Origin of the sequence: Methanofollis ethanolicus, from assembly GCF_001571385.1 — an archaeon.
In the GTDB taxonomy this organism is placed as follows: Archaea; Halobacteriota; Methanomicrobia; order Methanomicrobiales; family Methanofollaceae; genus Methanofollis; species Methanofollis ethanolicus.
Genome location: NZ_BCNW01000001.1, coordinates 1,212,053 through 1,234,579, shown reverse-complemented (window position 1 = coordinate 1,234,579; position 22,527 = coordinate 1,212,053). Strand labels below are relative to the sequence as shown.

Sequence of the window (22,527 nt, the reverse complement as noted above, 5' to 3'; positions counted from 1 at the left end):
GGAGGGCAATCTCCTTCATCAGGATCTCTCTTCCCCGACCCTATCCTGTTTCGGGGGTCCGGGGGCGTCAGTCCCCCGGCGGAGAGGTGGGGGAAGGCAGTGGTTTCGCACGATTCGTCGTCATGGAATTCGAGAAGACATCGACCCGATCATGATCTTTTCTCCCGATCCCTGCATGCAGAGGTGGGAGGGAATGAACGAGAGTTTTGGGATATGCTCATGGTAAACCTTCATGCTCATGTCGATAGATCCACCTTATCCCTGAGAGGAGTGCGTATCCCTGCCCTATCACAATGGCTCTCGGCAGTCTGGTCGGGACGAAACCTCTCACCCCGCCGGCGTCGTCATCCTCTTCCTCTTTTTGACCGAACGGTACACCCCGCGCGGCGCGAAGACCTCGAAGCGTGCTCCCCTCCCGTGCTCGCCGGTCTCCGTGATCGTGAGGCCGGTGATGGCCAGGATCTCCCGGGAGAGGTAGAGGCCAAGCCCGGTGTTCTTGTAATACTCCCGCCGGAAGATCGCCTCCTTCACCTTTGCGGGGATGCCGACGCCGTCGTCCTCGCAGACGATGGTGAGCCCCTCCTCCCCTTCTCGACCGGAGAACCGGATCTTTGTGAGTTTTTCGCCGTACCTGAGGGCGTTGTCCACCAGGTTGAAAAAGACCTTTTCGAGAAGGGGATCGGCATAGACCTCGACCTCGTCGAACTCGATTGAGAGTTCGACCCTGCCGAGGTCAAGGCCGCGGACGGCGCGGGCGATGACCCGGTGCACGTCCTGCCACTGCGGCGAGGTGACGCCGATATTCTGGTAATCGCGGGTGAACTCGATCTGGCGCTGTATCGCCCAGGTGGCCGTCTCCTCCCGGGCAATATAGTTGAGCAGCGTCGGGTCTGTCGTCTCCATCCTGGCGAGTTCGATGTACCCCCGCAGCACCGTGATCTGGTTGAGGATGTCATGCCGCGTGATGCTGGAGAGGAGGTTGAGCTTTTTGTTCGCCGTCTGGACCGCCGTCTCCGCCTGCTTGCGCTCTGTGATGTCCCGCGCCACGAGGACCACCGAATCTTCCGTCATTGGGGAGATGACGGCGGCAAACCAGACCTCCCGGTTCCTGACCCGCATACCATACTCGATCGCAACCGGCTCCCCTGTCTCCAGCGCCTGCAGGATAGCGCCGGGGACCGCTTCTGCCTGCATGGATGGGAACACCTGGTCAAGCGTCTTTCCGCACAACTCGCCGGCCGGCCTGAGGAAAGGGGGCGGGTTCGTCGGTGCGACCTTCAGACAGCGCCCCTCCGCATCGAGGACGATGACGATGTCGGTCATGCCCGACAACACCGCTCTTAACTCAGTTTCCGAAGCGCTGAGCGCCTCCTCAGCCTGCTTGCGCTCGATGTACCCCCCTATCCGCTGGGCGATACTGGTGATAAGGCTCCGCTCTTCTTTTAAAAACGGCCCCTCGTCACGCTCAGGCCGTTCTTCCAGGTACCCGACCTCTATTGTCCCCGCCTCTCTGCTGTTGACAAGAACTTTCTGGCACTGCATCCACCCTGTTTTTCTGAATCTGGCAGTCTGGTACACCCTCCCGTCCAGGGTGATCCGGGCGGCCGTCACTCCCGGATATTGCCATGCGTCGGGTATGATGTCCACGACCTTCTGCATCTGTGCATCGAACCCTGTTTCGGGTCTGCCCAGGATCTTTGAGATCGTGTACAGGCATTTCAGTTCTTTGACCCGTTCGTTCAGGTCGTACGTCTTTTTCTTCAGCGCCTCTTCGGCGTCCCTGCGTGCGGTGATGTCGCGGACGATCGCCTGCACGAATATATCCTCTCCCAGCTGGATCCGGTTCAGGCTCACCTCCGCGTAAAAAGGTCGCCTGTCGTGGGTGCGACAACTGCACTCAAAGAATTGCGCCTCCCCGGAAAGCGCCCCCCTGATCTTCCCGGCGACCTTCGCCCCCGAGTCAGAGCCGTCTGGCTGGAGAGGCGGTGCAAAAATGGAGAGCGGGCTGCCGACAAACTCGTCCCGCGTGCACCCGAACATTTCCAGGGCCCGGGGATTGCAGTCGGTGATCATGCCGTCATGCATGAGAAAGATCGCGTCATAGGCATATTCAAAGAGCGACCTGTACTTGACCTCGCTCTCCTGCAGTGCCCGTTCAGCATGCCTGAGGTCGGTGATGTCGTGGATACCCTCGATTGCGCCGACGTTTTCCCCCGATTCGTCGTACAGGGGGGCTGCAAATGCCTGAAGGATCACCTCCCTCCCCCGCGGCCGTGCGTCGGCGCTCTCTGCAATGAGGAAACCGCCGCGCCATTTGACCCGCCTATACCCCCGCCTCTCCATCTCCTCCGGGGAAGCGGAGACGAGGTCGAGAAGGAAGGGCCTCCTGTCTCCGTAGAACGGGACGGCATACGCATGCTCACCCTCCCCGATGATCTCGGCCGCCGGGACGCCGGTCATCTCCTCGATCGCCCTGTTCCAGGCGATCACCTTCCCTTCACGGTCGACGGCGAAGATCGCATCCGGCATGGAATGGATCAGGTCGGCAAGATGAAGTGCCTCCTCGGCCTTTTTCCGCTCGGTGATATCCACGATAGCCACAATGATCTGGCGTGCCCCCGACATCATCGTAGTGGTGACGAGGACGTTCCTGACATTCCCATGCCTGTCCCTGAAATGACACTCGAAGACCCGGGGAGTGGACTCAGACGCAGTCCAGCGCAGGCGGTGATACTCCATCATCCACTCCAACTCTGCCGGGTCCGCGATAAAATCCGTCCAGCTCATCCTGCTTTCCACGTCTTCCTTCGTACAGCCGCTGATCTTCTCGAACTCCCTGTTGACGAGGGAGATCGTGGTATCCTCCTCGACGATGATCAGGGGGCTCCCACTGTTCTCGAAGAGTGTCCTGTACCTCTCCTCCGACGCCTTCAGTGCCTCCTCTGCCTGTTTGAGTCTGGAGATGTCTGTGATGACGTTGGCAAGATAGAGAGGCCTTCCGAAATCATCGGGTATCACAAAGAAGTTTTCAATGATCGGGATATGGTCTCCCTGCGCGTTGACGAGAGTCAGCTCGCCCACCCACTGCCCCTCTTCGAGAACGGCGGGGATGATCTCTTTTTCCAGCCTCTCCGAGATCTCCGGGGGATAATACCTGAAGACCGACGTGCCCTGGATCTCCTCCGGTTTCGCCTTTCCGAGCATCCGGCAGGTTGTGGGGTTGACATAGGTGATGGTGCCTTCCCGCGTCGCCATACCGAAGCCCTGCCCTGACGTTTCGGCAAAACGCTGAAATATCCGGATCTGTTCTTCTGCCTGTTTCCGATCGGTGATGTCTTCGAGAGTCTCCACGGCGCCGATTATCTCCCCCTCTTCGTCCCGGATCAGGGCGGCGGTGAAGTACAGCCATGTTCCCTCTTCGCCCAGGGTGGGAAAGAAGTCGGTCGCCTCGTAGGCGCCCCCGACCAGGCCCGACAGTGCGTACTTCCCCTTATACCAGCGAGCGATCATGCTCTCCTCGCCTTCGCCGTCGATGAGCAGGTCTGCAAGACACGGTCTTTCGTCCGGGTAAAATGCCCTCCAGTGCTCGTTCGTGCCGACAATATCTCCGGTCTTGATGCCGCTGTACGCTTCCAGCGCCCCGTTCCAGTACACGACGCGATGGTTTCTGTCGATCGCGAACTGGGGGATCGGAGACCCTCGTGCGATCGCATGCAGGCGGGCAGACTCTGCCTGTCTGTATCCGGTAATGTCCCTGAGTGACTCGATCCCCCCGATGATATCTCCCCGACTGTCATAGAGGGGGGAGGCCTTCCCCCACAGAGATGCCCCGCGTCCCGTGTTGAGAGATGGGATGGACATCTCGGCAACAACTGTGTCACCTTCGCGCCTGAACATCTCGTACTCCGCCTCAGGTTCGGCGTCCGGTGTCATGACCAGGTCGATCAGGACTGGCATCGGTTTCCCGTAGAAGGGGACGGCATATGCGTGGTCCCCTTTCCCGAGCATCTCCTCCTTCCGCGTCCCGGTCATCTCTTCAATGGCGCGGTTCCATGCGATGACCCTGCCGCCGCGGTCGATGACGAAAGTGGCGTCGGGAAGAAAATCGATGATATCGAAGAGTTTCTGGTGTGCCGCCTCTGTTTCCTCCTCCGCTTTTTTCCGCTCGGTGACATCCCTGATAGATTCAATCGCACCTATGACGTTCCCCTTTGTATCGCACAGCGGGGACGCAATGAACCAGAGATAGGCCCCCCTCCCGTCATAGAGATGGGGGATGAAAAATTCAGAGACAAGTCTGGTGCCGCTCTGTACGACATGGGGATATTTCTTCTCGATCTCCTCGTCTTCCTTCAGGACAAGGTCGATCAGGATGGGCCGTCTCTCCCCGTAAAAGGGGATGCCGTACTCGAAGTCTCCCTTCCCAAGGATCTCTTCACTCCGTACGCCGGTCATCTCCTCCATCGCCCTGTTCCAGGCGATCACCGTCCCTTCGAGGTCGATGGCGAAGGTGGCATCCGGGAGGAAATTGATCACGTCGGCCATCCGCCGTCTGGACTCGGCGAGTTCGTCCCGCGTCTGTTTCCGCTCGATGGCCAGTTTGATCTTGTGCTCCAATTCGGCGAACTGGGAGACCGGATCCCCCCCTTTCTGGAGATAAAAATCGGCCCCGCTGTTCAGGGCCTCGATCACCATCTCTTCCCTGCCCCTGCCGGTGAAGAGGATGAAAGGGAGTTCGCCGAAATGTGCGCGTATATGTTTGAGGAGTTCAATGCCGTCCATTCCCGGCATCTGGTAGTCAGAAATGACGCCGTCATATTTCCCGGCCTGCATCATGGCGATCGCCTCCGCCGCTGAGAGTGTGGTGTCGACAGAGAGATGTCCCGACTGCTCAAGGAAGAGCCTACCGATCTCAAGGAGCGCCGGCTCGTCGTCAACGTAGAGAACAGAATACATGTGTGCCTGGTTTGTGTCCGGCGGTCACTATCTCCAGTCCCCTATATCAGTCTGCCGATGACGGCGCCCGCCTCTGCGGACTCTGTTCTGGTCTCTGTCCGGGATAGATTCATGATGCCTGAAGGATCAGCACCTGTCGGCGGGGTTGGCGGGATGAGTCTTGTGATCGCTTTTGTCGGGTCGAAAAGCGCCGTGATGGCAGGCGACATGCGGGAGATCTTTTTCTGGGGCGACGAGACCGCCGTCCAGGCCCTGGAAAAAGAACTGTATGGAGGCGGCCTCGTAGCCGACAACGACCTGTACAGGCGGGCCGAGGCTCTCGGGGTGGGCGTCGTCGTCAGGGACGGCCGGGAGAAAGTGAGAGAACAGGACGGCGTCCTTGTCGGTGAGGTGAGAGAGACGGTGGGCGGGACCGTCAGGGCACGGAGGCTCTATGCCACGGCAGGGCGGTACGCCATCGCCGAGTTCGAAGGATCGTGCGGCAGACTGACCGGGAAAGGTACGGGCAGCACCTTCGTCGTCCTCGGGAACAGGGCCGCACAGGCTATTGCCCTCGCCTCCATCAGGGAGGGGTGGAAGGACGGCGGTACGGAGGACGCGGTCAGGGTGATCATCCTCGTGATGAAGACGGCGGCGGCGGCAACTGCATCGGTGAGCAAAAGGTTTGTCCTGATCAGGACGGAGGCCGGGGCTGATCTCGATACTCTCCTTGCCCGGGACCTCGGAGAAGGAGAGGTCGCCATGAAAAACACCTCCGGTATTTTTCGTAAAAATGCCTGAATAGTCTTCCCGTTCAAAAGGGGTCTGAGGGAAAAACCCTAGTATCTCGGGTATTCCCTTCTGGGGCGTGGCGGTTGTGCTTCTTCCACCCGCAAGGTGCGTCCGACGAATTCGGTTCCATTCGTGGCGTCTCTTGCCTTCTCGGCCTCCTCCTTTGTGCTCATCTCGACGAACCCGAACCCCTTGTCCCCAATAATTTTAACGCTTTTTACATCTCCGTAGCTGGAGAAGAGGTCTTTCAAATCTTCTTCGGTTACCGAATATGTCAGGTTTCCGACATACAACCTGCTGCTTTCCATTTCTATCCCGCCGCTACATGATCCTTCGCGGTGATAATAGTATGTGCTCCCTTGCCGGGATGGTCATCTTCTGAACGGTACCCGGGCGAGAGGTCGCGGAAAAAAGGGGTGAGGATGGGCGGGAGAGACTCTCGCACTTCGGTCGATGGATACTCTGTACCGTGCGGGGTGATGCGTGGACCTGCTGTCTTTCCCATCATTGAGTCTTCGATTTTTGAGGCTGCGGAGGGGAGCGTCGATCAACCGCCTTCCCCCTAAGCACAGACCGGGGGCTTTGGCCCCCGGACCCCCACCTGCGATTGACCCCGGGGAAGACAGAGCGGAGATCTGGAGGGGTAGATTATAGCGTCGTTCCCTCCTCGATTAGAACATAGGGTGGACGGCAATGCTCCCCCTTAGCATGGTTCTCTTCGCGCTTCCCCGTTCAATCCCGGGGTCCAATGGAACGACCGGAGGGAGTCGAGAAAGTCTATGATGTGCCACAGACTGAAGGGTTTCAAGAGGGGGACAGCGCCCCCCGTCCTGCCACTCCAGAAAAAAGAAAATATTATGGCAGACCGATCGACCGTGCCCGGCAGCGCTGCCAGACAACGCGGCCGACAACCTTGAAGGTCTGCTCAAGTTCGTCGAAGTTCGGGATGTTGTGCTCCTTCAGGATCTTCTGGCCCGCGTCCATGCACTCGCCGCCAAGGAGGGTGCCGACGACGAGGTTGTTTGTCTTTTCGGTGAAGGAGATGATCTGCTTCGCAAAGTCGGCCGAGTCCAGGACAAGGTTTGGGAAACCGACGACGAAGGCGATGTCCCAGAGGTCGGAGTGCCGCGCAAGGATGTCGAAGACCTGCTCGAAACGCTTCTCCGAGGCGTCGCCGAGGAGGTCGAGGGGGTTCGCGTGGCTCCAGTAGTCCGGGAGGATCTGGTTGAGTTCTTCTAGGATCGCGGGCGGGAGTTCGATCAGGTCGACACCGTACATCTCGGCATAGTCCGAGGAGAGGACGGCAAAACCACCGGCATTGGTGATGACGATCGCCCGCCGTCCCCTGGGATAGCCGTTTGGAGAGGAGCAGAGTTCGGCAACCTCGAAGGCGCCCCGCAGTGCTCTGACCGGGATCACGCCCGCCTCCCTGAAGGCCTCCATGTACACTTCATACGAGCCCGAGAGCGAACCCGTGTGGGAGGATGCCGCCTTCTGTCCCTTCTGCGAGGAGCCTGACTTGATCGCAACGACCGGCTTCTTCTTCGCCACCTCGCGCACGATCTCCATGAACTCCCGTCCGTCAGGGAGTTGCTCGATGTAGAGGATGATCGACCGTGTGCTCTTGTCCTGCCCCACAAAGGTCAGGTAGTCGAGGAAGTCGAGGTCGGCCTGGTTGCCCACCGAGAAGACCGCCGAGAAACCGATGTCCTGCTTGAGGCTCCAGTCCACGACGGTGTTGATGATGGCTCCGGACTGCGAGATGAAAGCGACCGAACCGGGGTTCGGCGACTCGTGCACATAGGTGGTGTCCAGGCCCCGCGGCGGGATGATCATGCCAAGGCAGTTCGGGCCGATGATCCTGATATTGTACGAGCGTGCGATCTCGAGCATCCGGTCTTCGAGCACCTTGCCCTCGGCCCCGGTCTCTTTGAAACCGGCGGTGATGACCACGACAAGGGGGATACCCTTCTCGCCGCACTCCTGCATCACCTTCGGCACCTGGACGGCAGGGACGGTGATCACGGCAAGGTCGACCGGGTTCGGGATCGACGTCACTGTCGGGTAGGCCTTGAGTCCCTGCACGTCGGTGCGCTTGTTGTTCACCGGGTAGATCTGGCCGGGGAAGTGGAGGAGATTGTGGAGGACGGCAAAGCCCATCTTCGTCGGGTCAGAGGAGGCGCCGATGACCGCAACCGAGCGGGGGGTGAAGTATTCGGGCGGGACGTGCGTGCGTTCCTTCCTCACCGGCGGGCGGTACTCGTCATCGATGATGACCCTGGCGTCCACGGCGCAGGCGCCTGACTCGTAGAGTCTCAGGGGGTTGATGTCGAACTCCACTACCTGCGGGTTCTCCTCGAAGAACCGTGCGACGCCGCTGATGATCGTCACCAGGGTCTCCTCGTCCTTCGGTTTCATGCCGCGGTACCCGCTGATGAGAGGATAGGCCTTGATCTCATGGACCATCGACCTGATCTCACACTCCTGAACAGGGATGATGCGGAGGGTGACGTCCTTCATGAGTTCGACGAGAGTCCCGCCCATGCCGAAGGTGATCACCTTGCCGAAGGCCGGGTCGGTCTTGCCGCCGAGGATCAGTTCGAGGCCAGGCTTTGCCATCTCTTCGACGATGACACCCTTGATATCGGCGTCAGGGTTATATTCTTTCGCTGACTCGACGATCTTCGTAAAGGCCTTCTTTGCTTCGTCTGCACACGAGATCCCCACAACCACGCCGCCCGCATCGCTCTTGTGCACGATCTGGGGGGAGATGATCTTCATGACGACCGGATATCCACAGGCCGACGCCGCTTTTGAGGCCTCTTCAGGACTGGTTACAATCTTGAAGCGGGGGGTCGGAACGCCATACTTCTGGAGGAGTTCGTACCCCTCTGCCTCGCTGAGCATTCTTTTTGCCATAAACTTCCTCTCTCCTGGGTGGGAATTGTTCCTGACAGCGGGAATTGTGTCCGAACCGCACGCTCCTCCATGATCCTGATAATGCATATACTGTTCCAGATGGGGGATTAGCGGTTCTGAACTCGTTCATATTCCGTTCATGCGCAGGTGTGAAATATGTATTGGGTTGATACCATAGTGTCGGAGTCTCCCCTTTAAGACCTTTTTGAATTTGTGGAAGCGCGTGTCGGCGATCGTCGATGATTTGGCATGCCTGAGCAGGGGTTCGTGGTGCATGCAGGGGAGATTTCGTGCAATTCCGGGAATTTTTTTAAAAACCGTGTCTTATAGGGGCGATGCGCGATCCATCACTGATGATCATGTAGTTTCCCCGGCGCGCTCCAATTCCATGTATCTAACTCCGTTTCTTGAAAAACTGAAAAATTCTTTGAACCACAAAATATTTAATAAAACCATCACATTCGATCATGTAAAATCGGAGGTGAGCATGACAGAACAGGATTTTGCTGTGCCCCTGGAGGCGCCGCGATATTATGAACCTGACCCCTCGTACAGGGAGAGATCATGGATCGGAGATTACCGGGCGGCGTACCAGAAGTATCTTGAGGACCCCGGGGAGTTCTGGAGGACTCGCGCAGCAGAGATCGAATGGTTCGAGCCGTTCGACCGCATCATGGACTGGGACTTCCCCTATGCGAAGTGGTTCCTGAGCGGGAAGCTTAACATAACCCACAACTGCCTCGACCGCCATGTGCGGGACGGACGGGCCAACAAGGTCGCCGTCTTCTGGAGAGGAGAAGAGGGTGAGGAGAAGGTGTACACCTACAGCCAGCTCCTCCGGGCGGTCTGCCGCTTTGCAAACGCTTTAAAAAAGATCGGCGTCAGGAAAGGGGACCGGGTCTGCATCTACATGCCCGTCGTCCCTGAACAGATCGTCGCCATGCTCGCCTGTGCACGGATAGGGGCCGTCCACTCTGTTGTCTTCGGGGGCTTTGGCGTCGGCGCCCTCAACCAGCGGATCCGCGACTCGGGCTCGAAGGTCGTGGTCACGGCCGACGTCTCCATGCGACGGGGCAAGGCGATCCAGCTCAAGTCCATCGTCGAGGAGGCCGTCGTCAATGCCCCGAGCGTCGAGGCCGTCGTCGTGCTGCGGCGCGACCGCCCGAAGGTCGAACTCCACTCAGAGATGGAACTCGACTTCGACGAACTGATGGAGAACGAACCTGCAGTCTGCGAGCCCGAAGTGATGGACGCCGAAGACCCACTCTTCCTCCTGTACACGAGCGGGACGACAGGCACCCCGAAGGGGATCATCCATACCTGCGGCGGCTACGCGGTCGGCACCCAGTACACGACGAAGTACGTCCTCGACCTCAAAGAGGACGACGTCTACTGGTGCACCGCCGATCCCGGCTGGATCACCGGCCACAGTTACGTCGTCTACGGCCCCCTCCTGAACGGGTCCACGGTCTTTGTCACCGAGACGACGCCCGACTATCCTGACCCCGGCATCTGGTGGAAGATCATCCAGAACTACGGCATCACAGTCTTTTATACGGCACCGACCGCGATCAGGATGTTCATGCGGGTCGGCGAACAGTGGTCCGACAGGTACGACCTCAGTTCCCTCCGTATCCTCGCCTCGGTCGGCGAACCCCTGAACCCTGAGGCCTTCGAGTGGTTCTACCGCCACATCGGGAAGGACCGCTGCCCGATCGTGGACACCTGGTGGCAGACGGAGACAGGAATGCACATGATCACGACGATGGTCGGCGAACCGATGCGACCGGGTTTTGCCGGGCGGCCGATCCCGGGTGTCGTCGTCGATGTCGTGGACCGCGACGGTAACCCGGTCGAACCCGGCAACGGCGGCTACCTCGTCCTCCTGGAGCCCTGGCCCGCAATGCTCAGGACAGTCTACAAAAATGACGAGCGGTACCGGAAGTACTGGACGACCATCAACCGGGTGTATACGGCCACCGACCTTGCGGTGAAGGGACACGACGGCAACATCATGGTCATCGGCCGTGCCGACGACCTGATCATCGTCGCCGGGCACAACATCGGCACCGCCGAGGTGGAGTCAGCCCTCGTCTCCCACGACGCGGTCGCCGAGGCGGCGGTGATCGGCATCCCCGACCCGGTGAAAGGCAACCAGATCAAGGCCTTCGTCATTCTCATAGAGGGACATGCCGGCAGCGACCGCCTCAAGGCCGACCTCCGCTACCATGTGCGGATGACCGTCGGCCCGATCGCGATGCCCTCTGAGATCGAGTTCGTCGACTCCCTCCCGAAGACGCGGAGCGGCAAGATCATGCGGCGGGTACTCAGGGCAAAGGAACTTGGTATGGACCTCGGAGATGTCTCGACTCTGGAGGACTGAGTACCCAACTCTTTATATAGCTTTTTTACGTCATTTATAACATGCACGGTACCCCAGAGGAATCCCTGAAAATAGAAAATATCGTTGCCTCTGCCAAAGTAACCGATTCCCTTGACCTCCCTGTCATTTCATCCCGGATACCGGGGGCAGACTACAACAAGAAACGTTTCCCTGGTGTGGTCATCAGGATGCAGGACCCGAAGATCGCGGCTCTGGTCTTTGGATCCGGCAAGGTTGTCCTGACCGGTGCAAAGAGCGTGGACAGCCTCACCCGGGGCCTTGAGATCCTCGGCGGCAAACTCCGTGACCTCGGGATTGCGATCGACGAGCACCTCACCTACACCATCCAGAACATCGTCACCTCTGCCGACCTTGGAAAGCCCATCAACCTGAACAAGATCGCTATCGGCTTCAACCTCGACCGCATCGAATACGAGCCCGAGCAGTTTCCCGGCCTTGTCTACCGTCTGGAAGATCCAAAGGTTGTCGTTCTCCTCTTCGGATCCGGTAAACTGATCATTACCGGTGGCAAGCAGCCAGAGGATGCACGGCTCGCGGTGCAGAAAATTATCGCCGATCTCTCGAACCTCGGTCTCCTCTAAACTATAACCTTTTTTAATTACCTGCCCAATATAATAGGGCAGGTGCTTCCCCTGTCTGGCGCGGTCTTCCGACTCTTTCTTCATGACCAGCACCCCGAGTGGTTCAGGGATTGTTTTTCGGTGTCACGTCATGAAATAAAAATTATATCTATGGCTAATATTCATATATTACAAATAATAACATAATATAGGCAATTGGGTGAACACAATGAGAGCAGAAGAAGTCCTGTACTTTACGCAGAGAGAAGAAGAGTTCGCCACCCTCCTCATCGATATCGGGATCAAGCGCAATGTCTCCAAGGTTCTGGTGTACCTCGCCAACACCGATGAGGCCACGTCCCGTGAGATCGAGCGCGGCACCGACCTCCGCCAACCCGAGGTCAGCATCGCCATGCGCTATCTCAAGGAGAAGAAGTGGATCAACTCCCGCGAAAGCAAGGCGGAGAGCAAAGGGCGGCCTGTCAAGATCTACACTCTTGCAAAGCCTATCAACGAGATCATCGACGTCATCGAGAAGACCAAGAAAAAAGAAGTTGATACCCAGCTTGCCTTAATCGAAAAGGCAAGAGGGCTTATCTCCTCGTAAGGATCCTGCATCCCCCTGCTTCACCGATCAGGACCGATATCTTTTCCTGGTATTCGGTGAACAACCCGCAGGTCAGGACGCCGGGGACCGTGTTCAGGCGGGTACCAAGCCCTGCCGGATCCCCGATTATTCCAAATGCACAGTCGATGACAAAGTTTCCGTTGTCCGTGATGACCGGGCCGTCTTTTTTCACTCCCTCCCTCAGGACAGGGACGCCGCCCAGGGCCCTGACATGCTGCGCGACAAGGGCCGACGCGTACGGAACGACCTCCACCGGCACCGGCACGGAGAGGTTTTCTGCGAGTTTTGACCCGTCGACGACGATAAGAATACGCTTAGAGGCGTCGGCGACGCACTTCTCCCGTGTGTGCGCTGCGCCGCCACCCTTGATCAGGTTGAAGGCGGCGTCCACCTGGTCGGCACCGTCGATGGTGAGGTCGATCTCGGGGCAGTCGGTGAGGTCTGCCACCCTGATGCCGGCGGCCCGTGCCCTGAACGCCGACTGATACGAGGTCGGCACGCCGACGACGGAGATCCCTTCGTCCCTGATCCGTTCTCCTATCCTCTGGATCGCATAGTTTGCCGTCGACCCGGTGCCGAGGCCGACCACCATGCCGTCCTCGACTCGCCCGGCCGCGGCGACGCCGGCGAACCGTTTCACTTCAAGGTTGTCCTGTTTTGTCATCAGAAAAGTATGGGTACGGCGGGATGATAAGGTGTGCCGCCGCCCTTCTCCGGGGGGCAAAGCCCCCCGGTCCCCCCTTCATTAGGATAGGGGGTGGATGACATCTCCCCCTCGGGATATCCTCGTCTCACTTCCCCGATCCTATCCTAAATCAGGGGTCCGGGGGAACGACCGGAGGGAGTCGAGAATGTCGAAGACCTTCGCTGAACGAGCGATAGCGAGTTCGAGAACACAGGGAATTGAAGATTCCCGGTGAAGGAAGACCTTCGATCTTCCGTGAATCTTGATTTTCGGCGTAGTCCCCCGGCCGAGAGTGTGAGGAAGGCGGTGGATCCGCACATTCCTCACTGAGATCAAAGAGGAGACATCTACTTGAGTATGAGGGTTTCTGCAAAGCCGAGAATTCAGGATGCCCTCTATCCAAAGAGATCGCGGACGCTGTCTTCGCCCTCTGCCGCCGTGCAGTCAAGGGTGATCGGCGTGATGGAAACATTTCCCTTCCTGATCGCGTGGACGTCTGTCCCTTCCTCCGCGTCCTCCACAAGGGGCCCGTTGATCCAGAAGTACGGCCTGCCCCTCGGGTCAAGGCGCCGTTCCACTCCGGTGTGGAAGAGTTTGCGCGCAAGGTGCGTCACCTCATACCCCCCCCTGACGCTGGAAGGAATGTTCACGTTGACGACGTCTGTCCCCTCAGGGAAACCGCGGGTAAGGATCTTCTCACAGACGTCCCTGACAACCTTTTCAGAGTCGTCGAAACTGTTCCCGACATGGCGGGGGTCGTCGAACTTGTCCCCCTGGTCCCAGACCTGGAGAGAGAAGGCAATCGAGGGTACACCCTGGTTCGACGCTTCCATCGCCGCCCCCACTGTTCCCGAGGTCATGATTGACTCGTACGAGAGGTTCTCCCCGATATTGATACCGCTGACCACGAGATCAGGCTGGAGTTTCAGGGCAAAGAGACCGATGATCACGGCGTCAGTCGGTTTGCCGCCGACCGCATAGGCGCGGACGCCGTCCACCGTGATCTCTGTCGCCCGGATCGGCTCGAAGATCGAGATGGAACGTCCGACCGCGCTCTGCTGGGTTGCCGGGGCGACGACCGTCACATCGGCGATCGGGGCGAGCGCCCTGTATGCCGCCCATATGCCGTTGGAGTAGACGCCGTCATCATTGGTGAGGAGGATTTTCGGTCGCATCGTTGTTGAAGGGATAGGGCCGCCTGGCAGATAGTCGTTTGCGATCAATATCTACAAAACCGGCCGGCGACAATCCTCTAGGGAATGAGGGCATTTCTTGCAGAATATACGGTCTTCCACGACCCGGCCCTGGCGGCCGAGGGGAAGGCCATGATGGCGGTGCTCAGCGGGAGTTTCTCGCGGTGCGGGTACGAGGTGGTCACTCCTCACGGCGGCGACCTGATGGCCGAGATCGAGGACCTCGCCCCTGACTGCGACGTCGGCCTTGTGATCGCCCCCGATTCTCTCCTTGCTCCCCTCACGAAGAGGGTCGAGGACTGCACCGAGAACCTCGGGTGCAACTCGTTGAACGTCGCCCTGTGCGCGAATAAAAAGCGTTCCCTGAAGGTCCTCGCCGCCCACGGCATCCCTGTCCCGGAGGAGCGGATTGACGGCCTGAAGGTGGTCAAGCCGGTGTACTCCTGCGACACCGCGAATACCCGTCTCACCGAGGACGCCCCGGGCGAGGGCGAGATGGGTCAGGAGTACATCGAGGGTGTTCCTGTCTCCGTCAGCCTGGTCGTCAACCGCTATGTCGGCGAGGCCTGCCTCTTCTATACCGGACGACCACCCCTCGTCCTCTCCCTCAACAGGCAGCATATCCCCCTGAAAGATGGTGTCTTTACCTACCTGGGCGGGGAGACTCCCATCGACCACCCGATGAAGGAGGAGATTATCGAAACAGCGGTGAAGGCGGCGACTGTCCTCGGCTGCCAGGGCTATGCCGGCGTCGACCTCGTCGTCGCGGACAGGCCCTATGTCCTGGAGGTCAACCCCAGGCCGACGACAAGTCTCGTCGGCATCGCCGCCTGCATGAAGGAAGAGATCGCGCAGGTGCTTGTCGACGCCTCCCGCGGCATGGCGCCGGAGACGGTCAGCCTCGACGGCCGCGTCCGTTTCGACCGCGAAGGGAGGGTGGAGAGGCTATGATCGGGATCGACGTCGGCGGCGCGAACCTGAAGGTCGTCAATGGGGACGGCGCCCATATCCACTACTGCCCCCTCTGGACAGAGGCGCCCCTCGCGGAGATGCTCAGGGACTATGCCGCATCAGGAGAGAACGCGGCTGTCGTCATGAGCGGCGAACTTGCCGACAGCTTCGAGGACAAGGCCGGGGGGATCAGGTTCATCGTCAATGCAGTGAAGGAGACCTTCCCTGACGCCATCTTTTACGGGACAGACGGGGAGTTCCACGATGGCGCCGTCCCCGAACTTGCCGCCGCAAACTGGCTCGCTTCTGCCGATTACCTGCGGGGTCGGTATCCGGGCGCCGTCCTCCTGGACGTGGGGAGCACCACCGCGGACATCATTCCCCTCGGCCGTTTCGACGACCTCCGCGGCCTCACCGACCTCCTCCGCCTCCAGCAGGGCTACCTCGTCTATACGGGGATGCTCAGGACGAATGTGGCGACACTCCTCCATGCCGTCGAGGTCAACGGCGTTTTCACTCCTGTCTCGACAGAATACTTCGCGTGCAGCGGCGACGCTCATCTCGTCCTCGGCCAGATCTCCCCTGAGATGTACACCTCGGCGACGCCTGACGGCGGGCCGGTGACAGTCCAGGCCGCGATGAGACGGTTGGCGCGGGTCGTCTGCACCGATCCTGGAGAGATCGGGGACGAGGCGATATATGGCATCGCCAGGCAGTTCTGGACGGCGCAGTCAGGGATGATCCTCAGGGCCGTTTCCGAATGTGCGGCGACCCGGGGCAATGGCACCGTCCTCTGCGCAGGGATCGGGTCGGCCCTCTTCACGAAGATCTTTGGCGGGACCGACCTCAACAGGGAACTTGGCGGGATGGCCGACGCCCTTCCTGCCTATGCGGTCCGGGAGGTGGCGTCACGCGACGGCTCACCCTGAGTCTCCTCGTCCTCCTGGGATCGGTCCTCGTGACCGCGGTCTGTTACCTTCTCGGTCTCCCGTTTTTCTTTCTCTTCCTCTTCGTCCCGCTCGTCCCCTTCCTTTCGCCGCAGCGGGTGAAGAGGTGTCCTGTCTGCGGATGGGAAACCGCAGGCCCTGAGAACTTCTGTCCCGGGGACGGCACCGCCCTCGTACCTGCCGACCGCGACCGGGATGAGTGAAAGAAGTGAGTTCGGCAGACGCAGGCCGTAGAGGAGGGTGGACGGCACCGGGCCTGCCCGGCGTGCGGCATAGTTCCGCACCGATCCCCTGTCCATGACAACCCCCATCTCAGAGAGGAGACGGGCGGCATGGTTGACAGTGTGTTCCTCGGTGAGGACGAGGCAGAGGTCGACGACCGGGGACCCCACGCGCGTGTCAGGATAGAAGGGTGCGTCTGCGGTACAGAGGGTGCCGCACTCTGTACAGTGGAAGCGTTTCACCCAGACCACGACCTCTTTCTCCCCTTGCCTGCCCCGTATCCTGGCGAAAAGGCGTTTCTTCATGTCGTGGGCCCGCACCTTGCCGCCGCAAAGATGGCACCGGGCGTTTTTCGAGAATTCGACACCTTCTGCGGCAGATATCGCAGCGACGACCAGGTCGGCAAGCATCGGGGGGACACGCACCTGCATGGGAAGATCTGCGCGCCCTCCCTATTTGAGGGTATCAGCCGGGGGCGGTAAACCAATACTCCTGTCGGTTAAACAGTCTTTGAAGATCAAACCGCGGGCTACAACTGCTTCTTCCACCACTATTCATCAAAAATTATCGGATCCGGCACTATGCTTATATAATCCAACCTCGACCTTGTAGATATCCGAGGTTATTCCATGGAGAACATGAAGTATGTCCGTACGACATGCCCGTACTGCGGTACAGGGTGTTCCTTCAACCTCGTTGTCAAGGACGGAAAGGTTTGCGGCGTCCAGCCGTACCACCGCTCCCCGGTCAACGAGGGAAAGGTCTGCCCCAAGGGCACCTATGCATGGGAGTTTGTGAACCGTGAGGACCGCCTCACCACGCCCCTGATCAAGAAGGACGGAAAGTTCGTCGAGGCGACCTGGGACGAGGCCTACGACCTCATCGCCAAGAAGCTCAAGTCTTACAAGCCCGACGAAATTGCCTGCCTCTCATCGGCCCGTACCTCCAACGAGGACAACTATGCATTGATGAAGTTCGCCCGCGGCGCCCTCAAGACCCGCCACATCGACCACTGCGCCCGTCTCTGCCACGCTTCGACCGTCGCAGGGCTTGCCGCCTCCTTTGGCTCCGGTGCAATGACCAACTCGATTCTCGACATTGCAGAATCAAAGTGCGTCTTTGTCATCGGGTCCAACACCTTTGAACAGCACCCGCTCATCGGCCGCAAGATTGTTCAGGCGAAGATGAACGGCGCGAAGGTCATCTACGCCGACCCGCGTCTCACCGCCACCGGCAAGCAGGCTGACCTGTACATGCAGTTCCGGTCAGGCTCGGATGTCGCCATCCTGAACTGTCTCATGGGTGAGATCATCCGCAATGGCTGGGAAGACAAGGAATGGGTACAGAACCGTGCAAAGGGCTATGAAGAGCTGAAAGCAGTCGTTCTGAAGGACGACTACCTGCCCGAGAACGTCGAGAAGATCTCCGGCATCCCGGCAGAGCAGCTCAAGACCGCTGCAGAATGGATTGGGACCGCCGAATCGTCTGCCCTTCTCTACTCGATGGGTATCACCCAGCACACGGTCGGTGTCGACAACGTCAAGTCCACAGCAAACCTCCAGATGCTCACCGGTAACATCGGGAAGCGCGGAGGCGGTGTGAACGCACTCCGTGGCCAGAACAATGTGCAGGGCGCCTGCGACATGGGTGCGCTGCCTGTCGTCTTCACCGCCTACCAGAAGGTCATCGACCCGGCCGTCCACAAGAAGTTCGCCGACGCATGGGGCTTCCCCGACGGCATCTGCGAGCCGAAGAACGGCTACGAGGTCACCGTCATGATGGACGTCCTCACAGACAAGCCCGGTGAACTCAAGGCGATGTACATCATGGGCGAGAACCCGATGCTCTCCGACCCCGATCTCACCCACGTCGAGCACGCCCTCAAGAGCCTGGAGTTCATGGTCGTGCAGGATATCTTCCTGACCGAGACCGCCCAGCTCGCCGATGTCGTGCTCCCGGCCACCTGCTATGCAGAGAAGACCGGCACCCAGACCTCCACCGAACGCCGTGTCCAGATGTGGCACAAGGCCCAGGAGGCACCCGGCCAGGCCAAGCTCGACTGGCAGATCCTCGCCGAGGTCGCTGCAAAGATGGGCTACGCCGAGCAGTTCGCCTGGAAGACGTCAGAGGATGTCTTCAACGAGATGCGCTCACTCACCCCGTCCTATGCAGGGATGACCTACGCACGGCTCGAGCGGCCCGAAGCACTTCACTGGCCCTGCCCCACCGAGACGCACCCCGGTACCCCGATCCTCCATATCGGCAAGTGCTCCCACCCCGATGGCATGGGTGTCATGCACCCCATCGAGTGGAAACCGCCAGCAGAGGTTCCGGACGCGGAGTACCCGCTTATCCTCACCACCGGCAGGTGCATCTGGCACTGGCACACCGGCTCCATGACCCGCCGCTCCGCGCACCTCGACGCCGAGGTTCCGACCGGCTGGATCGAGCTCAACCCCGAGGATGCCAAGGCCCTCGGTATCGCCGATGGCGAGATGGTCAAGGCGACCTCGCGCCGCGGCACCGTCAATGTCCCCGCGAAGGTCACGAAGGACATCATGAAGGGCGTCACCTTCATGCCGTTCCACTTCGCCGAGTGCGCAGCAAACGTCCTCACCAACAATGCCCTCGACCCGATCGCCAAGATTCCGGAGTTCAAGGCATGTGCTGTGAAGGTTGAGAAGATTCAGGAGGCCTGAAAATGTCAGCAAAAGGCGATATGTATTACGCATGGTCGACCGATGCGGACCTCCTTGCAAAGGGCGAGTGCGGCGGTGCCGTCTCCTCGCTCCTCAAGTTCGCTCTTGAGAGCAAGATGGTCGACGCGGTCCTTGCCGTGAAGAAGGGTGCGGATATCTACGATGCAGTCCCGGCCCTCATCACCAACCCCGAAGAGATCGCAGAGACCGCCGGCTCCCTCCACTGCGGGACGCTCCTCCTCTCCAAGCTCTTCAAGAAGTACCTCAACGGCGCCAAGGACATGAAGATCGCGGTCACCCTCAAGGGTTGTGACGTGATGGGCATGTACGAGCTTGCCAAGAGGCAGCAGATCAACCTCGACAATGTCGTCATGATCGGTCTGAACTGCGGCGGGTCTGTGAGCCCGGTTGCCGCTCGGAAGATGATCGCCGAGAAGTTCGGCGTCGACCCCGACACCGTCATCAAGGAAGAGATCGACAAGGGCCAGTTCATCATCGAGACTGCCGAAGGCCACAAGGGCATCAAGATGGACGAGCTCGAGGAAGAGGGCTATGGCCGGCGTGCCAACTGCCGCCGGTGCAAGATGAAGGTCCCCCGCCAGGCAGACCTTGCCTGCGGCAACTGGGGCGTCATCGGCGACAAGGCCGGGAAGGCGACCTTCGTTGAAGTTTGCTCCGAGAAGGGCGCACAGTTCCTCGACGCTGCTACGAAGGCAGGCAAGCTTGCCACCGAGGCACCGAACCCGAAGGGTATCGAGATCCGCGGCAAGGTCGAGAACGCCATGCTCAAGCTCGGCGACTCCTGGCGTGCGAAGGACTTCGCAAGCCTCGGCGAGGGCAGCGACCGCCTGAAGAAGATCGTGACGGAAACCTCCCGGTGCATCAAGTGCTACCAGTGCATCGAGAACTGCCCGATCTGCTACTGTGTCGAGTGCTCCACCAAGAAGCCGTATCTTGTCAAGCCCGGCGAGGTGCCGCCGAACTTCATGTTCCACCTGATCCGGTTCGCCCACATCTCCGACTCCTGCATCAACTGCGGGCAGTGCCAGGAACTCTGCGCGATGGACATTCCGAACGCGCTCTTCATGCACGCCCTCCAGGTCGACCTCCAGGAGATGTTTGGCTTTGTGCCGGGCGTCGACATGACCCTCCCGGTGCTTGCACTGGTCGAGGAGAACGAAGAGCGGGCCCGCCTTACCGGTACAGGCAGCGACCAGATCTTCAACATCTTCCAGAAGGAGTAAATCCTTCTTTTCCTTTTTTTCTGTGGGGCGCACCAGCCTCTTTTCCCATGATTTTTGGCAGACCGGGCACTGTATCGTGCCTGAGGGCCGTGGGAAAAATCGGGCTTGACAGTCTTCTCATGCTCCCTCCGTTCGCAGCTCCCGGCCCGCGAAGACCTAATGGTCTTCTCGAACTCGCTGAATCTCGTTCCCCGACTCCGGATTGGACCGGGGAAGACGGAATCGGATTCGCTGAGAGAGAACTGCCCTCCCCTCCCTATCCTGATAGTGGGGATCCCCCGGCACCGGCACTCCAGAGCAGAAATTTTCCAGTGTCCTCTCCGGTGAGCGATCACTCTACGTTACGAAGCCCTGAAATTTTGCTCTGGCTCTTCTCCCCTTGATCTCCGCATCCGCGGTTCCGTTCACCGGACGCCGACAACGACGGCATAGATGCTGTGGCGGTAGGGGTGCGTGATCTGCCTGAAGCCGGCGTCCTTCATCTTCTGCAGGTAACCGGGGAGGGTGTCCAGGCAGGTGGCGTTCCTCTTCCTTTTTGCGAGCATCAATTCTATTTCTCCGATGGGAAGGCCGTTTTCCGCCATCGCCTGCCGCCAGAGACGGCAGTCTGCATCCTCCTCTTCCGGCGTCACCCCCCGGAAGACGTCGCCGTTGACAAAGACCCCGCCCGGCCTCAGGGTCTCGCGGATGCGCCTGACGACGGCGGCACGATCCCGGTCAGGGAGATGGTGGAGGCAGAGGGAGGTGAGGACGATATCGAACTGCCCCTCAGGCCAGACGTCTCTGAAGTCGCCTTCGAGAAACGAGACCGCTCCGAGGGCCTCTTTTCTCCGCGCCACGGCGAGCATGGCCGGGTCCATGTCGATGCAGGTGACTGCCGCCGCCGGGTTGGCGCGGAGCACCATCTCTGTCACATAACCGGTGCCGCTCCCGAGTTCGAGGACCGAGACCTCTTCTCCGGGAACAGATGAGACGACCGCTCCAAAGAAACTTTGTGCATCAGGGACAATTCCAATGATCAGGTCCTCGTAGGCGTCGGCGCGGTCGTGGAAGTGCTCTTCGCCCTTCATTTTCTCTCCTTTTTGAGAAACATTTCGGCATAGGAGGCAACGTGCCCGGTCGGTTCCGGATAGGCGAACTGCATCCCCTTGTTCCCGCAGATCATGCAGAGGGGCCGGGCGGCAGGGTCCATCTCTCCGTCAGGGGTGAAGTACCGGTCGTTACCTTCGAGGTGCTCGACCTTCCCGATGACGAGCACATATTTTTCCCTGCAGATCTCCTCGACGAGGCGGCACTCCATCCATGCGATGCACCCCTCGATGCCGGGCGGGCGCACGGCCTTCGAGGGGTGGGGCGTGAGACCCGCTTCCGCAAACTCGTCGATCTCAGGAGGATAGTTCCGGGCGCAGACCATGACCTCGCGGCTCATGTCGGCGGTCGGGACATTGACGACGAACTCCCCTGTTGCCCTGATATTGTCGAGGGTGTCCCGCTTCACCCAGGAAGCAAGGACGATCTCGTCGAGAGGCCGCAAGATCGGGGTGATGTTTCCCCAGGGGGCGGCATTGAGGACGCCCCCGGGGGAGATGGTCGAGATGAGGACGACTGGCAGCGGGAGGACGCCCTCCCGTCTGTGTGGCTGCAGTTCCATGTTTCACATGTTATCGGGATTTGTTAATACGTCTTCTGAAAAACATATGAGTGCGTAGGCGCACCGGGGCGGCGGGTCCGCAGAGATCACCTGTCTCTTCAGGGAGGCGCTCAGTCGATGAGATCGTCCTCGTCATACGTCCCGGTGGCGACGAGGTCCTCGTCGATGTCGTCTGGGTATGGGAGGTCGACCACCTCGGCACCGTCGGGCAGGGTGTCACCGATTGCAAAGAACATCGTGTCCGGGTACTCGCGTTCCTCCATCTTCCCGGTGACCAGCCGCACAACCACGATCATAGCATCTTCTTCCTCTGTCAAGCAGAATATAAACGCGGCGATCTGTGTGCGTCAGATACTCTTCACGGCATGGGTTTAAGGGGGGAGAGAGACAGGGGGGTGCATGGACGCGACCATGCTCATTGGCTTTTGCGCCGGTCTCTGTACCGCCGTCTCCTTCTTCCCCCAGGTGGCACGGACACTGCGCACGCGCTCGGCCCGCGACTTCTCGGCCCTGATGCTCTTCCTCCTCTTCACCGGTCTCATACTCTGGTTTGTGTATGGTGCCCTGCGGGACGACGCGGCGATCGCCGTCACCAACGGCGTGACCGCTGCCATGGTCGCCGTGATCGGGGTGGTGAAGATGCGGTCGGGGTGAGTGGCAGAGTATATCTGGCGCGTCTCAGATCTCTTCTCCTGCG

General features: G+C 59.7%; 18 protein-coding genes. 9 read left to right on the top strand and 9 right to left on the bottom strand.

The features are described from left to right. Positions 1-327: 327 nt before the first annotated feature. The gene (locus MEFOE_RS14410) at positions 328-4,956 is read right to left on the bottom strand and encodes a PAS domain S-box protein (protein ID WP_067049752.1); all 4,629 of its coding nucleotides are present in this window, start codon (positions 4,954-4,956) and stop codon (positions 328-330) included. A gap of 111 nt (positions 4,957-5,067) precedes the next feature. On the opposite strand from MEFOE_RS14410, the gene MEFOE_RS06100 reads away from it, so the two are divergent. Beyond that, positions 5,068-5,736 (top strand): MJ0548 connectase family domain-containing protein, encoded by a 669-nt coding sequence (locus tag MEFOE_RS06100; RefSeq protein ID WP_235809575.1) that lies wholly within the window; start codon positions 5,068-5,070, stop codon positions 5,734-5,736. 38 nt (positions 5,737-5,774) lie between these two features. Here MEFOE_RS06100 and MEFOE_RS06095 read toward each other — a convergent pair whose 3' ends face one another. Then, positions 5,775-6,035, bottom strand: coding sequence for an RNA recognition motif domain-containing protein (locus MEFOE_RS06095; RefSeq protein WP_067049749.1), 261 nt, complete (start codon positions 6,033-6,035; stop codon positions 5,775-5,777). Positions 6,036-6,582: 547 nt separating this feature from the next. Continuing rightward, positions 6,583-8,646 (bottom strand): acetate--CoA ligase family protein, encoded by a 2,064-nt coding sequence (locus MEFOE_RS06090; protein ID WP_067049746.1) that lies wholly within the window; start codon positions 8,644-8,646, stop codon positions 6,583-6,585. 487 nt (positions 8,647-9,133) lie between these two features. Here MEFOE_RS06090 and acs point away from each other — a divergent pair, with 487 nt between their 5' ends. The 3 genes from acs to MEFOE_RS06075 all read left to right on the top strand — a co-directional run bounded on the left by acs (position 9,134) and on the right by MEFOE_RS06075 (position 12,217). Beyond that, on the top strand, positions 9,134-11,029 hold the full coding sequence (acs, locus tag MEFOE_RS06085; protein WP_067049743.1) for an acetate--CoA ligase: 1,896 nt from the start codon (positions 9,134-9,136) through the stop codon (positions 11,027-11,029). A 41-nt stretch (positions 11,030-11,070) separates the two neighbouring features. After that, positions 11,071-11,631: a TATA-box-binding protein gene (locus tag MEFOE_RS06080; RefSeq protein WP_067049740.1), complete on the top strand. Its 561-nt coding sequence runs from the start codon at positions 11,071-11,073 to the stop codon at positions 11,629-11,631. Positions 11,632-11,839: 208 nt separating this feature from the next. Beyond that, complete coding sequence (locus MEFOE_RS06075) at positions 11,840-12,217, top strand: ArsR family transcriptional regulator (protein WP_067049738.1); 378 nt, start codon at positions 11,840-11,842, stop codon at positions 12,215-12,217. On the opposite strand, the gene rpiA is transcribed toward MEFOE_RS06075, so the two are convergent. Next, positions 12,204-12,902, bottom strand: a complete 699-nt coding sequence (gene rpiA / locus MEFOE_RS06070) for a ribose-5-phosphate isomerase RpiA (protein WP_067049735.1) — start codon at positions 12,900-12,902, stop codon at positions 12,204-12,206. The genes MEFOE_RS06075 and rpiA overlap by 14 nt on opposite strands. A 416-nt stretch (positions 12,903-13,318) precedes the next feature. Next, complete coding sequence (gene surE, locus MEFOE_RS06065; RefSeq protein WP_067049732.1) at positions 13,319-14,098, bottom strand: 5'/3'-nucleotidase SurE; 780 nt, start codon at positions 14,096-14,098, stop codon at positions 13,319-13,321. Positions 14,099-14,182: 84 nt separating this feature from the next. Here surE and MEFOE_RS06060 point away from each other — a divergent pair, with 84 nt between their 5' ends. Beyond that, complete coding sequence (locus MEFOE_RS06060; RefSeq protein ID WP_067049729.1) at positions 14,183-15,067, top strand: ATP-grasp domain-containing protein; 885 nt, start codon at positions 14,183-14,185, stop codon at positions 15,065-15,067. Then, positions 15,064-15,996 (top strand): hydantoinase/oxoprolinase family protein, encoded by a 933-nt coding sequence (locus MEFOE_RS06055; RefSeq protein WP_067049726.1) that lies wholly within the window; start codon positions 15,064-15,066, stop codon positions 15,994-15,996. The genes MEFOE_RS06060 and MEFOE_RS06055 overlap by 4 nt, the downstream gene beginning before the upstream one ends. Here the strand turns inward: MEFOE_RS06055 and MEFOE_RS06050 are convergent. Continuing rightward, a complete protein-coding gene (locus tag MEFOE_RS06050; protein WP_201785180.1) occupies positions 15,954-16,667 on the bottom strand; it encodes a hypothetical protein in 714 nt (237 codons plus the stop codon). The genes MEFOE_RS06055 and MEFOE_RS06050 overlap by 43 nt on opposite strands. A gap of 198 nt (positions 16,668-16,865) precedes the next feature. On the opposite strand from MEFOE_RS06050, the gene fdhF reads away from it, so the two are divergent. Together fdhF and MEFOE_RS06040 are read left to right on the top strand one after the other, a co-directional pair. Next, positions 16,866-18,935: a formate dehydrogenase subunit alpha gene (gene fdhF / locus MEFOE_RS06045; RefSeq protein WP_067049723.1), complete on the top strand. Its 2,070-nt coding sequence runs from the start codon at positions 16,866-16,868 to the stop codon at positions 18,933-18,935. A 2-nt stretch (positions 18,936-18,937) separates the two neighbouring features. Further along, positions 18,938-20,179 (top strand): Coenzyme F420 hydrogenase/dehydrogenase, beta subunit C-terminal domain, encoded by a 1,242-nt coding sequence (locus tag MEFOE_RS06040; protein ID WP_067049721.1) that lies wholly within the window; start codon positions 18,938-18,940, stop codon positions 20,177-20,179. Positions 20,180-20,583: 404 nt separating this feature from the next. Here the strand turns inward: MEFOE_RS06040 and MEFOE_RS06035 are convergent, their stop codons facing one another. The 3 genes from MEFOE_RS06035 to MEFOE_RS06025 all read right to left on the bottom strand — a co-directional run bounded on the left by MEFOE_RS06035 (position 20,584) and on the right by MEFOE_RS06025 (position 22,126). Continuing rightward, positions 20,584-21,249 (bottom strand): class I SAM-dependent methyltransferase, encoded by a 666-nt coding sequence (locus MEFOE_RS06035; RefSeq protein WP_067049718.1) that lies wholly within the window; start codon positions 21,247-21,249, stop codon positions 20,584-20,586. Beyond that, the gene (locus MEFOE_RS06030; RefSeq protein ID WP_067049715.1) at positions 21,246-21,830 is read right to left on the bottom strand and encodes a flavin reductase family protein; all 585 of its coding nucleotides are present in this window, start codon (positions 21,828-21,830) and stop codon (positions 21,246-21,248) included. The genes MEFOE_RS06035 and MEFOE_RS06030 overlap by 4 nt, the downstream gene beginning before the upstream one ends. A gap of 110 nt (positions 21,831-21,940) precedes the next feature. Then, positions 21,941-22,126, bottom strand: a complete 186-nt coding sequence (locus MEFOE_RS06025) for a hypothetical protein (RefSeq protein ID WP_067049712.1) — start codon at positions 22,124-22,126, stop codon at positions 21,941-21,943. 103 nt (positions 22,127-22,229) lie between these two features. Between MEFOE_RS06025 and MEFOE_RS06020 the strand changes: the two genes are divergently transcribed. Continuing rightward, complete coding sequence (locus MEFOE_RS06020) at positions 22,230-22,484, top strand: SemiSWEET family sugar transporter (RefSeq protein ID WP_067049709.1); 255 nt, start codon at positions 22,230-22,232, stop codon at positions 22,482-22,484. Positions 22,485-22,527: the final 43 nt, after the last annotated feature.

What these genes read in the sequence shown, in the direction of transcription:
- fdhF (WP_067049723.1), top strand. Translation starts at nt 16,866, where the DNA reads ATGGAGAACATGAAGTATGTCCGTACGACATGCCCGTACTGCGGTACA.
- acs (WP_067049743.1), top strand. Translation starts at nt 9,134, where the DNA reads ATGACAGAACAGGATTTTGCTGTGCCCCTGGAGGCGCCGCGATATTAT.
- surE (WP_067049732.1), bottom strand. Translation starts at nt 14,098, where the DNA reads ATGCGACCGAAAATCCTCCTCACCAATGATGACGGCGTCTACTCCAAC.
- MEFOE_RS06080 (WP_067049740.1), top strand. Translation starts at nt 11,071, where the DNA reads ATGCACGGTACCCCAGAGGAATCCCTGAAAATAGAAAATATCGTTGCC.
- MEFOE_RS06075 (WP_067049738.1), top strand. Translation starts at nt 11,840, where the DNA reads ATGAGAGCAGAAGAAGTCCTGTACTTTACGCAGAGAGAAGAAGAGTTC.
- MEFOE_RS06030 (WP_067049715.1), bottom strand. Translation starts at nt 21,830, where the DNA reads ATGGAACTGCAGCCACACAGACGGGAGGGCGTCCTCCCGCTGCCAGTC.
- MEFOE_RS06035 (WP_067049718.1), bottom strand. Translation starts at nt 21,249, where the DNA reads ATGAAGGGCGAAGAGCACTTCCACGACCGCGCCGACGCCTACGAGGAC.
- rpiA (WP_067049735.1), bottom strand. Translation starts at nt 12,902, where the DNA reads ATGACAAAACAGGACAACCTTGAAGTGAAACGGTTCGCCGGCGTCGCC.
- MEFOE_RS06055 (WP_067049726.1), top strand. Translation starts at nt 15,064, where the DNA reads ATGATCGGGATCGACGTCGGCGGCGCGAACCTGAAGGTCGTCAATGGG.
- MEFOE_RS06025 (WP_067049712.1), bottom strand. Translation starts at nt 22,126, where the DNA reads ATGATCGTGGTTGTGCGGCTGGTCACCGGGAAGATGGAGGAACGCGAG.
- MEFOE_RS06040 (WP_067049721.1), top strand. Translation starts at nt 18,938, where the DNA reads ATGTCAGCAAAAGGCGATATGTATTACGCATGGTCGACCGATGCGGAC.
- MEFOE_RS06060 (WP_067049729.1), top strand. Translation starts at nt 14,183, where the DNA reads ATGAGGGCATTTCTTGCAGAATATACGGTCTTCCACGACCCGGCCCTG.
- MEFOE_RS06020 (WP_067049709.1), top strand. Translation starts at nt 22,230, where the DNA reads ATGGACGCGACCATGCTCATTGGCTTTTGCGCCGGTCTCTGTACCGCC.
- MEFOE_RS06050 (WP_201785180.1), bottom strand. Translation starts at nt 16,667, where the DNA reads ATGCAGGTGCGTGTCCCCCCGATGCTTGCCGACCTGGTCGTCGCTGCG.
- MEFOE_RS06090 (WP_067049746.1), bottom strand. Translation starts at nt 8,646, where the DNA reads ATGGCAAAAAGAATGCTCAGCGAGGCAGAGGGGTACGAACTCCTCCAG.
- MEFOE_RS06100 (WP_235809575.1), top strand. Translation starts at nt 5,068, where the DNA reads ATGATGCCTGAAGGATCAGCACCTGTCGGCGGGGTTGGCGGGATGAGT.
- MEFOE_RS06095 (WP_067049749.1), bottom strand. Translation starts at nt 6,035, where the DNA reads ATGGAAAGCAGCAGGTTGTATGTCGGAAACCTGACATATTCGGTAACC.
- MEFOE_RS14410 (WP_067049752.1), bottom strand. Translation starts at nt 4,956, where the DNA reads ATGTATTCTGTTCTCTACGTTGACGACGAGCCGGCGCTCCTTGAGATC.